At 67.7% G+C, this 13,519-nt stretch carries 12 protein-coding genes; 5 read left to right on the forward strand and 7 right to left on the reverse strand.

All coding sequences use genetic code 11. The features are described 5' to 3' along the window. Positions 1–81 precede the first annotated feature (81 nt). Positions 82–1,110 carry a phosphate ABC transporter substrate-binding protein PstS gene (gene pstS / locus KBW98_RS22155; RefSeq protein ID WP_211522337.1) on the reverse strand — a complete coding sequence of 343 codons (1,029 nt, stop codon included), beginning with the start codon at positions 1,108–1,110 and terminating at the stop codon, positions 82–84. A gap of 192 nt (positions 1,111–1,302) precedes the next feature. On the opposite strand from pstS, the gene KBW98_RS22160 reads away from it, so the two are divergent. The 4 genes from KBW98_RS22160 to KBW98_RS22175 all read left to right on the forward strand — a co-directional run bounded on the left by KBW98_RS22160 (position 1,303) and on the right by KBW98_RS22175 (position 6,407). Beyond that, the gene (locus KBW98_RS22160; protein WP_211522338.1) at positions 1,303–1,707 is read left to right on the forward strand and encodes a hypothetical protein; all 405 of its coding nucleotides are present in this window, start codon (positions 1,303–1,305) and stop codon (positions 1,705–1,707) included. A 28-nt stretch (positions 1,708–1,735) separates the two neighbouring features. Further along, positions 1,736–3,475, forward strand: coding sequence for a gamma-glutamyltransferase (ggt, locus tag KBW98_RS22165; RefSeq protein ID WP_211522339.1), 1,740 nt, complete (start codon positions 1,736–1,738; stop codon positions 3,473–3,475). Between the two features lie 147 nt (positions 3,476–3,622). Continuing rightward, positions 3,623–4,507 (forward strand): bile acid:sodium symporter family protein, encoded by an 885-nt coding sequence (locus tag KBW98_RS22170; protein WP_211522340.1) that lies wholly within the window; start codon positions 3,623–3,625, stop codon positions 4,505–4,507. A gap of 16 nt (positions 4,508–4,523) precedes the next feature. After that, positions 4,524–6,407 carry an ATP-binding protein gene (locus tag KBW98_RS22175; RefSeq protein WP_211522341.1) on the forward strand — a complete coding sequence of 628 codons (1,884 nt, stop codon included), beginning with the start codon at positions 4,524–4,526 and terminating at the stop codon, positions 6,405–6,407. A 7-nt stretch (positions 6,408–6,414) separates the two neighbouring features. Here the strand turns inward: KBW98_RS22175 and KBW98_RS22180 are convergent, their stop codons facing one another. From KBW98_RS22180 to KBW98_RS22190, 3 genes are read right to left on the reverse strand one after another with little or no spacing between them, the layout of a single operon-like run. Next, positions 6,415–7,830, reverse strand: coding sequence for a hypothetical protein (locus tag KBW98_RS22180; RefSeq protein ID WP_211522342.1), 1,416 nt, complete (start codon positions 7,828–7,830; stop codon positions 6,415–6,417). Beyond that, complete coding sequence (locus tag KBW98_RS22185; RefSeq protein ID WP_211522343.1) at positions 7,827–8,582, reverse strand: ABC transporter ATP-binding protein; 756 nt, start codon at positions 8,580–8,582, stop codon at positions 7,827–7,829. Before KBW98_RS22185 ends, KBW98_RS22180 begins: the two co-directional genes overlap by 4 nt. Beyond that, on the reverse strand, positions 8,579–8,977 hold the full coding sequence (locus tag KBW98_RS22190; RefSeq protein WP_211522344.1) for a GntR family transcriptional regulator: 399 nt from the start codon (positions 8,975–8,977) through the stop codon (positions 8,579–8,581). The genes KBW98_RS22185 and KBW98_RS22190 overlap by 4 nt, the downstream gene beginning before the upstream one ends. Positions 8,978–9,185: 208 nt before the next feature. Between KBW98_RS22190 and ilvD the strand changes: the two genes are divergently transcribed. Continuing rightward, complete coding sequence (gene ilvD / locus KBW98_RS22195; RefSeq protein ID WP_211522345.1) at positions 9,186–11,048, forward strand: dihydroxy-acid dehydratase; 1,863 nt, start codon at positions 9,186–9,188, stop codon at positions 11,046–11,048. A 203-nt stretch (positions 11,049–11,251) separates the two neighbouring features. On the opposite strand, the gene KBW98_RS22200 is transcribed toward ilvD, so the two are convergent. Genes KBW98_RS22200 through KBW98_RS22210 form a run of 3 tightly spaced genes read right to left on the reverse strand, consistent with a single transcriptional unit; the run spans position 11,252 to position 13,199 of the window. Then, on the reverse strand, positions 11,252–11,836 hold the full coding sequence (locus tag KBW98_RS22200) for a TerD family protein (protein ID WP_211522346.1): 585 nt from the start codon (positions 11,834–11,836) through the stop codon (positions 11,252–11,254). Positions 11,837–11,872: 36 nt separating this feature from the next. Beyond that, entirely contained in the window at positions 11,873–12,571 is a 699-nt protein-coding gene (locus KBW98_RS22205) for a TIGR00266 family protein (RefSeq protein WP_211522347.1), read from the reverse strand. Between the two features lie 52 nt (positions 12,572–12,623). Beyond that, positions 12,624–13,199, reverse strand: a complete 576-nt coding sequence (locus KBW98_RS22210) for a TerD family protein (RefSeq protein ID WP_211522348.1) — start codon at positions 13,197–13,199, stop codon at positions 12,624–12,626. Positions 13,200–13,519: the final 320 nt, after the last annotated feature.

Here is a 13,519-nt window from a genome sequence, read left to right on the forward strand (position 1 = left end):
AATCCCCCGGGGGGGGGGCCCCCCCCCCCGACCCTACGTCAATGAAAATGCCGGCGGCCAGGCCACCGGATACGATGCGGATCAGTAGATCGCCTTGCCCGCCCCATCCTTCAGCCCGCTCTTCCACGACGCCTGCACCTGCTTGACCACCGAGGCCGGCAGCGGCACGTAGTCCAGCTCGGCCGCGGCCGGGGCGCCGTTCTTGAAGGCCCAGTCGAAGAACTTCACGACTTCGGCGCCCTTCTCGGCATTGGCCTGGCTCTTGTGCATCAGGATGTAGGACACGCCGGTGATCGGCCAGCTCTGCTTGCCCGCCTGGTCGGTCAGCACCACGCCGAAGCCCGGGGCCTTGGTCCATTCGGCGCTGGCGGCGGCGGCCTTGAAGTGCTCGTCGTCCGGCTGCAGGAACTGGCCGTCCTTGTTTTTCATCTGGGTGTGCGACAGCTTGTTCTTCTTGGCATAGGCCCACTCGACATAGCCGATCGCGCCCTTGATGCGCTGCACGTTGGCGGCCACGCCTTCGTTGCCCTTGCCGCCCACGCCCACCGCCCACTTCACCGCGGTGCCGGCGCCGACCTTGCTCTTCCAGTCCGGGCTGACCTTCGACAGGTAGTCGGTGAACAGGAAGGAGGTGCCGGAGCTGTCGGCGCGGTGCACGACGGTGATGTCGGCATCCGGCAGCTTGACGCCCGGGTTCAGGGCCGCGATCTCGGCCGCGTTCCACTTGGCGATCTTGCCCAGGTAGATGTCGGCGATGACCGGGCCGGTCAGCTTCAGCTGGCCGGGGGTGACGCCCTCGACGTTGACCACGGCGACCACGCCGCCCATGATGGCCGGGAACTGCATCAGGCCGTCGCTGTCCAGGTCTTCCGGCTTGAGCGGCATGTCCGAGGCGCCGAAGTCGACGGTCTTGGCCTTGATCTGCTTGATGCCGGCGCCCGAACCCACCGACTGGTAGTTCAGGCCGGTGCCGGTCGCGGCCTTGTACGACTCGGCCCACTTGGCGTAGATCGGGTACGGGAAGGTCGCGCCCGCACCGGTGATGTCAGCGGCGAACGAGGTCGTCATCACGAGTGCGGCGGCGGCGCCGGCGAGGATCTTCTTGATCATGGGCTTGGTATTCCTATTTCTGGTTGTAGGGGGTTCGTTCTGGACCACGCAAAAAAGCATAGCCGCCGAATATGACCGCAATGTGACCGCCGATGTGACAAAGGCATGACGCGGATGCGCATGTTCGCGCGACCCGCCTGTTGCGGTTTTGCTATGATGGACGCTCCACCCTCACCACATGGATGACACCGCATGCGCCCCCTGCTCCGTGTTTTCTGTTCCGTCCTCGCGGCCGCCTCGCTCGGCGCCTGCGCCACCAACGAGCGCCTGCCCGAGGCGCGCTACACCATGGTCGAGCGCCAGGTGTTGCCGCTCGACCAGCGCGTGGCCATCACCTACGAGGGCGCGGACGACAGCCGCTGTCCCGAGAACGCGCGCTGCATGTGGGCGGGCCAGGTGGCCTACCGCTTCACGCTGCGCATCGGCAATAGCGTGGCCCAGGCTTTCTACCTGGTGCCGGGCCGGCCCGGCTATACCAACCCGGCCCTGCGCGGCTCGCGCATCGAACTCGACCGCAACCTGACGGCGCCGCCGCGCGGCGTGGCGGAAATGCGCCCGGCATCCTATCCGGTCACCTTCAACATGTACGCCATGTGAGCGCCCGCGCTCGCTGCCAGGAGAATCCATGAAAGAACTCGCGCTCGCGTGCGGGCTGGTGCTGTCCATCGCCCTTGTTCCGGCCGCCGCGAAGACCCCGGTCGCCACCGGCACCGGCGGCGCGGTCGCCACCATCAGCGAGCAGGCCTCGCGCTCGGCCATGACCATCCTGAACGGGGGCGGCAACGCGGTCGACGCGGCGGTGGCGGCAGCCGCCACCCTGGGCGTGACCGATCCCTTCAGCTGCGGCATCGGCGGCGGCGGCTTCATGGTGATCTACCTGGCCAAGGACAAGCGCGTGATCACCATCGACCACCGCGAGACGGCGCCGGCCACGGCCACACCCGCCCTGTTCCAGCTGGACGGCAAGGAAATCGACTTCGAGACCGCGGTGGCCAGCGGCGCGGCGGTCGGCGTGCCGGGCACGGTGCGCGGCTGGCACGAGGCGCTGGAGCGCTACGGCAGCATGCGCTTCAAGCAGGTGCTGGCGCCGGCGATCGAGGTCGCCACCAAGGGTTTCAAGCTCAATGAAACTTTCTTTCATCTGGCCAGCGAAAATGAAAGGAAATTCCAGCAGTTCCGCAGTACGAGCGAGCTCTACCTGAAGGACGGCAAGCCCCTGCCGGCCGGCACCCTGCTGCGCAATCCCGGCCTGGCCAAGGCCTACCGCGAGATCGCCGCGGGCGGCGTCGAGGCCTTCTATGAAGGCCCGATCGCGCGCGCCATCGTCGACGCCGTGCGGCGCCCGCCGGTGGCGCCCGGCAAAAGCGTGCGTTCCGGCGCGATGACGATGGTCGACCTGGCCAACTACGAGGCGCGCATCCGCCTGCCGCTGCACAGCACCTACCGCGGCTACGACCTGTACGGCATGCCCCTGCCCTCGAGCGGCGGCGCCACCGTGGCCGAGGCGCTCAACATCCTGGAAGGCTACGACCTCAAGTCCATGCCGCGCGCCCAGGCCGAGCACCTGTACATCGAGGCCAGCCGCCTGGCCTTCGCCGACCGCAACGCCTACCTGGCCGACCCCGAATACCTGGACGCGCCGCTGGCCGGCCTGCTGTCCAAGCAGTACGCTGCCCAGCGCCGCAGGCTGATCGGGGCGCGCGCCGCGGCCCAGGTGGCGGCGGGCGACCCCTATGTCTTCCAGGACGACCAGAGCGTGCCGCTGCGCCCGCAGGCCCAGCGCATGCAGCCCGAGAGTGCCCACACCACCCACCTGACGGTGTCGGACAAGGAGGGCAATGTCGTCTCCTACACCTTCACCATCGAATCCTGGGGCGGCAGCGGCATCGTGGTGCCGGGCTACGGCTTCATCCTCAACAACGAGATGACCGACTTCGATTTCAGCGGCCCGCACCCCAACGTGCCGGAAGCGGGCAAGCGCCCGCGCTCGAGCATGGCGCCGACCATCGCGCTAAAGAACGGCAAGCCCGCCTTCAGCATCGGCAGCCCGGGCGGCTCGACCATCATCACCACGGTGCTGCAGACCATCGTCAACCACATCGACCTGGGCATGCCGATGCACGAGGCGCTCGACGCCCCGCGCATCAGCGAGCGCAACGGCGCCGCGACCTCGATCGAGCCGGGCTTCCCCGGCAGCCCCCAGGCGCGCGCCCTGGAAGCCTACGGCCATCGCTGGGAAGCCAGGCCGGAGGAAATCGGCGCCGCGAATGCGCTGGTGTTCAATCCGGATGGCACCGTCACCGCCGTGAGCGAGGGCAAGCGCCACGGGGTGGGCACCGCCCTGGTGCAGCGGCGCGGGCACTGATTCGGCCACCTGCAAAGCCGTCCGCACCATCTTTACTGATGGGCGGACGGTTTTTTCGTACCGCCGTGCACTACACTATCGTGACGGCGGCGGCGTGCCATCCACCTGCCCCGTCACCACGACAACAATAACGACCGGGAGACCCCCTTGAGCGACTTCATCACCCTGCTGCCGACCCTGCTGATCGGCGCCCTGGCCCTCATCATGTTCGGACTCGGCCTGTCCCTGACCCTGGGCGATTTCCGCCGCCTGCTCGGCCATCCGAAGGCGGTCATCGTCGCGCTGGCGCTGCAAGCCCTGGTGCTGCCCGCGATCTGCTACGGCCTGGTCGTGCTGTTCGGCGTGCCGCCCATCTACGCAGTCGGCCTGATGCTGCTGGCCGCCTCGCCGGGCGGCGTCTCCGCCAACCTGTTCAGCCACCTGTTCGGCGGCAACGTGGCGATGAACATCTCGCTCACCGCGATCAACACCCTGCTATCCATCGTCAGCTTGCCCCTGATCGCCAACTTCGCCATCGAGACCTTCTCGAACAGCGGCCAGGTAGTGCCGATGCAGACCGGGAAGGTGATCGAGGTGATCGGCATCGTCTTGATCCCCGTGGCCGCCGGCATGCTGGTCAAGCGCAGCGTGCCCGGTTTCGCGGCGCGCATGGACAAGCCGATGAAGCGCTTCTCGATGGTGGTGCTGGCCCTGCTGGCCGTCATCGCCTTCGCCAAGGAATGGAACGCCCTGACGTCTTCCTTCGCTACCATCGGCGCCGCCGTGATCGCCTTCAACATCCTGAGCCTGGGCCTGGGCTACACCGTGCCGCGCCTGCTGGGCATGGACAAGGCCAACGCGGTCGCGATCGGCTACGAGATCGGCATCCACAACTCGACCCTGGCGATCTTCGTCGCGGTGTCGGTGCTGGGCGACTTCCGCCTGATGGTGCCGGCAGCGATCTACTCGATCAGCATGTACGTGTTCGCCACCGCCTTCGGCCTGCTGGTGCTGGGCAAGCCGCAAGCGGCGCCGGCCGCCGCGCAAGCCTGAGGAGCGCACGCGTAACATGCCTTTGCACCACCGCAGCGGGAACAGCGCCCCGGACGACAAGCGTTTCCGGGAGCTGTTCGAACAGGCCCGTGTCAGCATCCAGATCCTCTCGCCCGCCGGTCTCACGCTCTGCGTCAACAAGGCCTGGGAAGAGCTGTGGCAGATCCGCGAAGGCAGCGCGGTCTATGACTACGTCCTGAGCCCGGCCTACAACGTCCTGCACGACCCGCAGCTGGAAGCGCGGGGCATCGCGCCCTACCTGCGGCGGGCCGTGGCCGGCGAAGTGGTCGAGATCCCGGCGATCCGCTACGACACCGCGGAACTCGGCTATCCCGGTCCGGCGCGCTGGGTGACCGCGCGCGCCCACCCGGTCAAGGACGCCGAGGGCAGGCTGATCGAAGTCGTGCTGATGCACGAGGACATCACCGAACGGGTCGAAGCGGAGACCGCCCTGCGCAAGCGCGAGGAGCGTTTCCGCTCGCTCGTGACGAGCACCTCGCACATCCTGTGGACCGCGTCGCCCAGCGGACGCGTGCTCGACGACATCCCGTCCTGGCGCGAGTACACCGGCCAGACCTGGGAAGAAGCGCGCGACTTCGGCTGGCTCGACGCCCTGCACCCCGACGACCGCGAGCGTACCAGCCGCATCTGGGCCGAATGCATCGCGGCAAAGAAGATCTTCATCGGCGACTACCGGGTGCGGCGCGCCGACGGCGTCTACCGCTGGACCGCGGTCAAGGGCGTTCCCATCCTGGACGAGGATGGCGAGGTGCGCGAATGGATCGGCACCAACACCGACATCGACGAGGCCGTCGCCGAACGGGCCGACCTGGCCGAGCGCCTGGACCGTGAACGGCGCCAGTCGGCCCTGCTGGCCAAGCTGGCGCGCGCTTCCCAGACCCTGCATGCCGCCCTGTCCAGCCAGGACATCGCCGCCACCCTGGAAGACGAAGTACGCGACATCCTGGGCGTGCGCCACGCCAGCGTGACGCTGGCCGCCGCCGCCGCCGCGCCGGCGCTGGCCGACGGCGCAGGCCTGGCGGCGCCGCTGCTGGACCGCAAGGGCCGGCACATCGGCTGCCTCCGCGCCACCGGCAAGATCGAGGGTGCATTCAGCGACGAGGACGAAGCGGTGCTGGTCCAGCTGGCCTCGATCGCGGCCAACGGCTTCGAGAACGCGCACCTGTACGGATCGCTGCGCGAGCAGGACCGCCGCAAGGACGAGTTCCTGGCCATGCTGGCCCATGAACTGCGCAACCCGCTGGCGCCGATCGCGGCCGCCGCCGAGGCGCTCAAGCTGTCCGCCGATGACGCACGCGTGCGCCGCTCGAGCGAAGTGATCGGCCGCCAGGTGCGCCACCTGACGGCGCTGGTCGACGACCTGCTGGACGTGTCGCGGGTCACGCGCGGCCTGGTGGAGCTCGACCGCAAGCTGCTGGAGGTGGGCAGCATCGTGGCCAACGCGGTCGAGCAGTCGCGCCCCGTGCTGGATGCGCGCCGCCACCTGTTCGAACTCGATGTCGGGACGCCGGATGCGCGCGTGCTGGGCGACCCGACGCGCCTGGTGCAGGTGCTGACCAACCTGCTGAACAACGCCGCCAAGTACACGCCGCCCGGCGGACAAATCCGCCTGACGGTGCTGCGCGCGGATTCCGCGGCCGGCCCGGGCGTCAGCTTCGAGGTCAGCGACGACGGCATCGGCATCGAGCCGGGCCTGCTGCCCCATGTGTTCGACCTGTTCACCCAGGCCGAGCGCACGCCCGACCGGTCGCAGGGCGGGCTGGGGATCGGCCTGGCCCTGGTGCGCAACATGGTGGCCCTGCACGGCGGCGACGTCCAGGCGCGCAGCGCGGGGCCGGGACAGGGCAGCAGCTTCACGGTCTGGCTGCCGACCGTCTGATTCTTCTTTAGTCCATGCGCCCGGCCGGGAAGGCGCAGGGCGCCCGCTCCATCAGCCGCAGGCCGCGCAGCATGGCGGTCGCGGCCAGCACGAGCGCCGCCACGGCCGCCGTCGGCAACAAGGGCAGTCCCAAAGCGTGGTGCGCCACGGCGCCGGCGGCCAGGCAGAGGATGCTGGAACCGGCAAACGACACAGTCGATACAACCGCGCGCAGCGGCGAACGGCGGGCATGATCGCGCAGCGAGACGGCCATCATCGGCAGCGCAAGGCAGCAGATGCAGGCTTGCCAGCCCAGCGCGGTACGTGAGGCGCCGCTCAGCCAGGCGAGCGACAACGCGGCCAGCGTAGCCAGCGCCCATCCGGCCAACGCCCGCCCCAGCAAGCTGCGGCCGAGCTGGCGATTCAGGATCGGTCCCGAGGCGGGCATGGCCGGGGCCAGACGCAGCAGCGACTGCTCGACCGCCGTGGCCTGCAGCAGCGCGCTCGGACGGTAAGCCTGGAACATCGGCAGGAACAGGATGGTCGAGACCAGCAGCCAACCGATGCCGGAAGCCAGCCCGCGACCGTCGTCGACGGGACCGATCCGGGTAAGCACGATCAGCGCCAGCCCGATGACGAAGATGCCCGCGACACCGGCCAGCATGGTGCCATGATGGACTTGCGGGCCGAGCACGTGCAACATCAGTGCACGCGCGTTGCGCCGCGCGCAATAGCGGCGCCACGCCCCGGGATACCAGCGGATCGCGGACAGCTTGGCGTCCTTGGGGCTCACGATGCCGCCTGCGGACTGTTGCTTGATCCAATGGACGCGCCGGGCCTGCATCCGCCAATGGCGTTCGCCGCCCTCGGGGAACATCGCACGCACGGCTGCCAGGCCGGCCAGCGCGAGCAAGGTCACCACAGCCGCGAGGAACAGCGGAGTGCCGGCCGGCGCCAGCAGCCATGGCGCGGCATCGTCCACGAAAGGCATGAATACCGCGACGAAAATCAGCGCCGATCCGGCCCCATGCCCGGCCGCCGACAAGGCCAGCCCCAGGGTGAAGGCGCCGGTCCACGCGACGGCGTACAGCAGCGTCAGGGGATGGCCGAAGGGACAAAGGGCGATCGCGGCCACGCACGGGAACCAGGTCGCGAAGGCCAGTTCGGCCAGCCGGGCGCGCAGCTGCGGCACCAGCTTCGCATTGGACGGCGTGTTCAGCTTGGCGGCACCGCTCGCGAAGCCGGCGCCCCATGCGAACAGCACGATGCCGAAGGGAGCGCACCATGCGATTGCCCGCCCCTCGCCACCCACCATGATGCCCGCGGCGACGCATAACACCGTCACGGCAAGCATCATCCCGCCGAACACCACGTTCGCATACGGGCCGGCCTGCCCCATGGCCGCCAGCCACAGCATCCGGTACAGCCGCAGGCGCGCGCTCATCGCGTCACCTCGATGAACAGGTCTTCCAGGCTGAGCGCTTCACCCCGGCCGCCCGTCACGGACGCTTCCTGGCGCGCGCCTTCGAGCAGCTCGTCCAGCCCGCCCTGCAAGCTGATCCTGCCATCCTTGAGGAAGGCGACGTCGAGCGCCACCCGTTCGAGGTCGGTGAGGATGTGGGTCGAGAAGACCACCGTGGTGCCGCGTTCGATCACGCCGTCCACCAGCTCGGCCAGGAAGGCGCGCCGCCCGGCCGGATCGAGCGCCGACACGGGTTCGTCGAGCACCAGCAGCTCGGGGTCGTGGGCCAGCGCGCGGATGATGGACAGGCGCTGCTGCTCCCCGCCCGACAGGCGGTGAATGGGCTGGGCGCGCATCAGCGGATCGAAGCCCCAGCGTTCCAGCAGGGCCTCGACCTTGGGCCCGTTCCAGCGCGGGTACAGGGCCTTGAAATAGTCCAGCAACTGCACCGGCGTCATCCAGCCGAACAGCTCGGCCTTTTGCGGCACGTAGCCGATACGGGCGCGTGTCGCGTCGGACAGGCGGTCGACCGGCTCGCCATAGAGGAGCGCGCTGCCGGCGTCGGTTTCGCGCAGGCCGAGCAGGCATTCCAGCAGGGTCGACTTGCCGGCGCCATTGCGGCCCAGCAGGCCGACGACCTGCCCTGCCCCGACCTGCCAGTCGAGGCCTTGCAGGACCGCCTTGCTGCCGAAATGCTTTGCGACGCCGCGCAACTGGATCAGGGGTGGGTTCACGGTTGTTCCTTCAGGATGTCGGTGAAAAGGGAAAGGACGGTGGCGGGGTCCAGCTCGAGTTCGCGCGCCTCGCGCGCGGCGCGTTCCAGGGTCGGACGCAGCAGGGCCAGGCGCTCGTCGCCCTTCCTGGCGGCCGGCGCGCGTTCGGCGACGGCCATGCCCAGGCCGCGGCGGCGCGCCAGCACGCCTTCCATCTCGAGCAGGCCGTAGGCCTTGGATACCGTCATCGGATTGACGGCCAGGGCCTGGGCCACCTCGCGCACGGAAGGCAGGCTGTCGCCGGCGGCGAGCTGGCCGCCGGCGACCAGGCGGCGCACCTGGTCGACCAGTTGCCGGTAGATCGGCTCGGACGACCCGGTCGCGATCGCGAACAGCTGGGCGGTGTGATCGGTCATGGGGGTGGTGGCTCGTGTATATGTGTATTAGTTGATTAATACAGTAGATTGATTGTGCGCCTTTGTCAACGTCCTCATGCAAACAATGCGGCAAGCATGTCCTGTGATATGCAAAACAACTCACAGACAGCCTGATGACATATTGGACAACTAAGCCGCCAGCGGGCACCCTAGTACCCTGTCCGTTTTACCGCTTCGAGGAGATCCCATGCCGACTTACCGTTCCCGCACCACGACCCAGGGCCGCAACATGGCGGGCGCCCGCGCGCTATGGCGCGCCACCGGCATGAAGGATGGCGATTTCGAGAAACCGATCATCGCCGTCGTCAATTCCTTCACCCAGTTCGTGCCCGGCCACGTGCACCTGAAGGACCTGGGCCAGCTGGTCGCGCGCGAGATCGAAGCTTCCGGCGGCGTGGCCAAGGAATTCAATACCATCGCCGTCGACGACGGCATCGCCATGGGCCACGGCGGCATGCTGTATTCCCTGCCCTCGCGCGACCTGATCGCCGACTCGGTCGAGTACATGGTCAACGCCCACTGCGCCGACGCCATGGTCTGCATCTCGAACTGCGACAAGATCACCCCCGGCATGCTGATGGCCGCGATGCGCCTCAACATCCCGGTGGTCTTCGTCTCCGGCGGCCCGATGGAAGCGGGCAAGGTGGTCAAGGTCGTCAACAACGACCGCAAGGTGATCAAGCTCGACCTGATCGACGCCATGATCAAGGCCGGCGACGCCAGCGTGTCGGACGCCGACGTGGCGGAAGTCGAGCGCTCGGCCTGCCCCACCTGCGGCTCGTGCTCGGGCATGTTCACGGCCAACTCGATGAACTGCCTGACCGAGGCGCTCGGCTTGTCCCTGCCGGGCAACGGCACCATCGTCGCCACCCACGCCGACCGCAAGGAGCTGTTCTTGCGCGCCGGCCGCCTGATCGTGGAACTGGCCAAGCGCCACTACGAACAGGACGACTATTCGGTGCTGCCGCGCTCGATCGCCACCAAGGCGGCTTTCGAGAACGCGATGGCGCTCGACGTCTCGATGGGCGGCTCGACCAACACCGTGCTGCACCTGCTGGCCGCGGCGCACGAGGCCGAGGTGGCGTTCACCATGGCCGACATCGACCGCATCTCGCGCAAGGTGCCCTGCCTGTGCAAGGTGGCGCCGATGACGGACAAGTACCACATCGAGGACGTGCACCGCGCCGGCGGCATCATCGCCATCCTGGGCGAACTGGCGCGCGCCGGCCTGCTCGACACCTCGCTGCCGACCGTGCATAGCCCTACCATGGGAGAAGCGATCGAAAAGTACGACATCCGCCGTAGCGACGACCGCTCCGTGCACCAGCTGTTCCGCGCCGCGCCGGGCGGCGTGCCGACCCAGGTCGCCTTCTCGCAGGCCGAGCGCTTCGAGGCCAATGACCTGGACCGCAGCCTGGGCTGCATCCGCGACCGCGAGCACGCCTATTCGCAGGACGGCGGCCTGGCGGTCCTGTACGGGAACATCGCCGAGAAGGGCTGCATCGTGAAGACGGCCGGCGTGGACGAAAGTATTTTGAAATTCTCCGGCAAGGCGCGCGTATTCGAGAGCCAGGACGCGGCGGTCGAGGCCATCCTCGGCGACACCGTCCATGCGGGCGACGTGGTCATCATCCGCTACGAAGGCCCCAAGGGCGGCCCGGGCATGCAGGAAATGCTGTACCCGACTTCGTACATCAAGTCCAAGGGCCTGGGCAAGGCCTGCGCCCTGTTCACTGACGGCCGCTTCTCGGGCGGCTCCTCGGGCCTGGTGATCGGCCACGCCTCGCCGGAAGCGGCCGAAGGCGGCGCCATCGGCCTGGTGGAGGAAGGCGACATGATCGACATCGACATCCCGAACCGCACGATCAACCTGCGCGTGGCGCCGGAAGCGCTGGCGCAGCGCCGCGCGGCGATGGAAGCGCGCGGGCGCGACGCCTGGCAGCCGCTGAACCGCGAGCGCTACGTGTCGCAGGCGCTGCAGGCCTACGCGGCCCTGACCACCTCGGCCGACCGCGGGGCGGTGCGCGATTTGTCGCAGCTGAAGCGCTGATTCGGTCGCCGCTGACACTCACCGCGTCGGCGGCAAGCCGCCAACCCTACGGTCGGGCTGCGATGCGCCGTAGGGTCGGCAGGTTTCCTGCCGACGCGTTCAAGCGCCGTCCGTGGTTCGAAGTATTCGGAGGAGAATAAAAAAAGCCGGGGCCGAAGCCCCGGCAAATGGCGGGAGACACAACTACAAAACAAAAGCAGGAATTACAGGTGCGGCACGATCTGCGGCATCAGGTCGTCGAAGGTACGGCCGACGCCGTTCTCGCCGATCGCGTGCATCTTCCATTCGCCGTTATGGCGATACAGCTTGGCCATGATCTGGGCCGTGTGCGAACCCTGCACCGACAAGTTGAAACGCGCCACTTCCTGGCTGTTCGCTGCGTTGAGCAGGCGGCAGTACGCGTTCTCGACGGTCGAGAAGTTCTGGCCGGTGAAGCTGTTCACGGTGAACACCAGCGACTTCACGTTCTCCGGCACCCGGTTCAGCTCGACGACGATCTGCTCGTCGTCGCCATCGCCTGCGCCGGTGCGGTTGTCGCCGGTGTGGCTGATGCTGCCGTCACGGCTCTTGAGCTGGCGGAACCAGACCACGTCGACCGGACGGTTGGCCTCGTCGAACATCACGCACGAGGCGTCCAGGTCGACCGCCTCGCCCTTGCCGCCGCCGAAGCCGAAGAAACCCTTCGACTTGGCCACGTCCCAGCCCAGGCCCATCGTTACACGGCTGAGCGCTCCGCCGGCTTCCTTGTCCAGCGAGATCTTCTGACCTTTTTGCAAATTGACTGCCATGATGAATCCTTTCGTTAGCTTGCTTGGCTGCGTTGCTTAGCCGCGAGCGGGTTGCTGCATCCAGGCCTTGAAGGCATTGCGGTTGCGCGAGCAGACATAGACCTTGCCCTTGCCCGAGAAGCGCAGGACCATGCCCTCGCCGCTGGTCTGGCTGTTGATCAGGTTGCCCAGGAAGCCGCCGCTGGTGCCGGTCGTGATCGAGATCTCGTAGCGCAGGGTGCTGTCCCAGCACACCACGTGGGCGTTGTCGATGATCGCGTCCTTGCCCGGCTCGACGTCCAGCATCGACATCGAACCGAAGCCCGACACCACCACCTGGCCGCTGCCGGTGGTCTCGGTCACGAAGAAACCGCCGCTCTGCGCGAACAGGGCGTTGCCGATGTTCTGGGTACGCACCTTCAGGTCCACGCCGTTGCTGGCCGCGACAAAGGCGCCGTCGCTGATGATGTACTGGTTCGGGCCGCAGTCGACGATCTGCATCGCGCCCGGCAGGGTCGGCGACAGCAGGCAGTCGCCGTCGCCGCGCGTGGCTTCGATGTGCTGCTGGAAGAAGGACTCGCCGTTGGCGAAGGTGCGCATCAGCGCGCTGCCCAGGCCGCCCTTCATCTTGCCCTTCAGGTCGAGCGTCGATTCCATCATCACCATCGCATCCGACTCGCAGTAGATGGTTTCGCCGCGGCGCATCGATACGTGCAGGAAGGGATCGACGTCCCCGGTCACGGTAAAGACTGGCATGGTGGCTTCCTTTCGTGGGGCGGCTCCTCGCGGAGCCGCCGTCGGTGAATGATTAAACGTTGACGCCGTAGTTGCGGGCGAGCGGACCGAGGCCGCCGGCGAAGCCCTGGCCGATCGCGCGGAACTTCCAGTCGGCGCCGTTGCGGTACACCTCGCCGAAGATCATCGCGCCTTCGGTCGAGCTGTCTTCCGACAGGTCGTAGCGCGCGATTTCCTGGTTGTTGCCCGCGTTGACGCAGCGGATGAAGGCCTTGCCGACCATGCCGAAGTTCTGGCGGCGCGCTTCGGCGTCGTGGATGGTGACGCCCAGCACGACCTTGTCGACGTCGGCCGGCACCTTGGTCAGGTCGATCGCGACGGTTTCGTCGTCGCCTTCGCCTTCGCCGGTGCGGTTGTCGCCCGAGTGCACGACCGAGCCGTCGGTCGACTTCAGGTTGTTGTAGAAGATGAAGTCGCTATCCGAGCGCACCTTGCCGGACGAGTTCAGCAGAAACACGGCGCCGTCGAGGTCGAAGGCTGCGCCGTCGGTGGCGCGCGTGTCCCAGCCGAGGCCGACCTTCAGCTGGGTGAGGCCGGGAGCTTCTTTCGACAGGTTGACGTTGCCGCCTTTTTGCAGACTGATTGCCATGATGTGACTCTCCTAAAGTAAGACTACGTGTGAACACCGGGGACCTACCACAGCGAGCTGGTGTTCTGCCGCTCGCCGGGGTTCTTGCTGAGCAGCGGCGCGTGCGCGGCTGCTCTTGTGCTAACTATCACCGCGTCGGCGGCGGAGCCGCCAACCCTACGATGTGCTGCGATGCTCGCTGTAGGGTGGACGGGTTTCCCGTCCACGCGTTCAACGGTCGCTCGAACTGCCACGACTATTCAACTTCTACCTATCACCGCGTGGGGGGGCGGCCCCCCCCCCCCCACCCCCCCCCCCCCCCCCCCAAAAAAAAAAACACC

The organism is Massilia sp. ST3 (assembly GCF_018119405.1).
GTDB lineage: Bacteria > Pseudomonadota > Gammaproteobacteria > Burkholderiales > Burkholderiaceae_D > Telluria.

What these genes read in the sequence shown, in the direction of transcription:
- KBW98_RS22200 (WP_211522346.1), bottom strand. Translation starts at nt 11,836, where the DNA reads ATGGCAGTCAATTTGCAAAAAGGTCAGAAGATCTCGCTGGACAAGGAA.
- KBW98_RS22175 (WP_211522341.1), top strand. Translation starts at nt 4,524, where the DNA reads ATGCCTTTGCACCACCGCAGCGGGAACAGCGCCCCGGACGACAAGCGT.
- KBW98_RS22210 (WP_211522348.1), bottom strand. Translation starts at nt 13,199, where the DNA reads ATGGCAATCAGTCTGCAAAAAGGCGGCAACGTCAACCTGTCGAAAGAA.
- ilvD (WP_211522345.1), top strand. Translation starts at nt 9,186, where the DNA reads ATGCCGACTTACCGTTCCCGCACCACGACCCAGGGCCGCAACATGGCG.
- KBW98_RS22160 (WP_211522338.1), top strand. Translation starts at nt 1,303, where the DNA reads ATGCGCCCCCTGCTCCGTGTTTTCTGTTCCGTCCTCGCGGCCGCCTCG.
- ggt (WP_211522339.1), top strand. Translation starts at nt 1,736, where the DNA reads ATGAAAGAACTCGCGCTCGCGTGCGGGCTGGTGCTGTCCATCGCCCTT.
- KBW98_RS22190 (WP_211522344.1), bottom strand. Translation starts at nt 8,977, where the DNA reads ATGACCGATCACACCGCCCAGCTGTTCGCGATCGCGACCGGGTCGTCC.
- KBW98_RS22205 (WP_211522347.1), bottom strand. Translation starts at nt 12,571, where the DNA reads ATGCCAGTCTTTACCGTGACCGGGGACGTCGATCCCTTCCTGCACGTA.
- pstS (WP_211522337.1), bottom strand. Translation starts at nt 1,110, where the DNA reads ATGATCAAGAAGATCCTCGCCGGCGCCGCCGCCGCACTCGTGATGACG.
- KBW98_RS22180 (WP_211522342.1), bottom strand. Translation starts at nt 7,830, where the DNA reads ATGAGCGCGCGCCTGCGGCTGTACCGGATGCTGTGGCTGGCGGCCATG.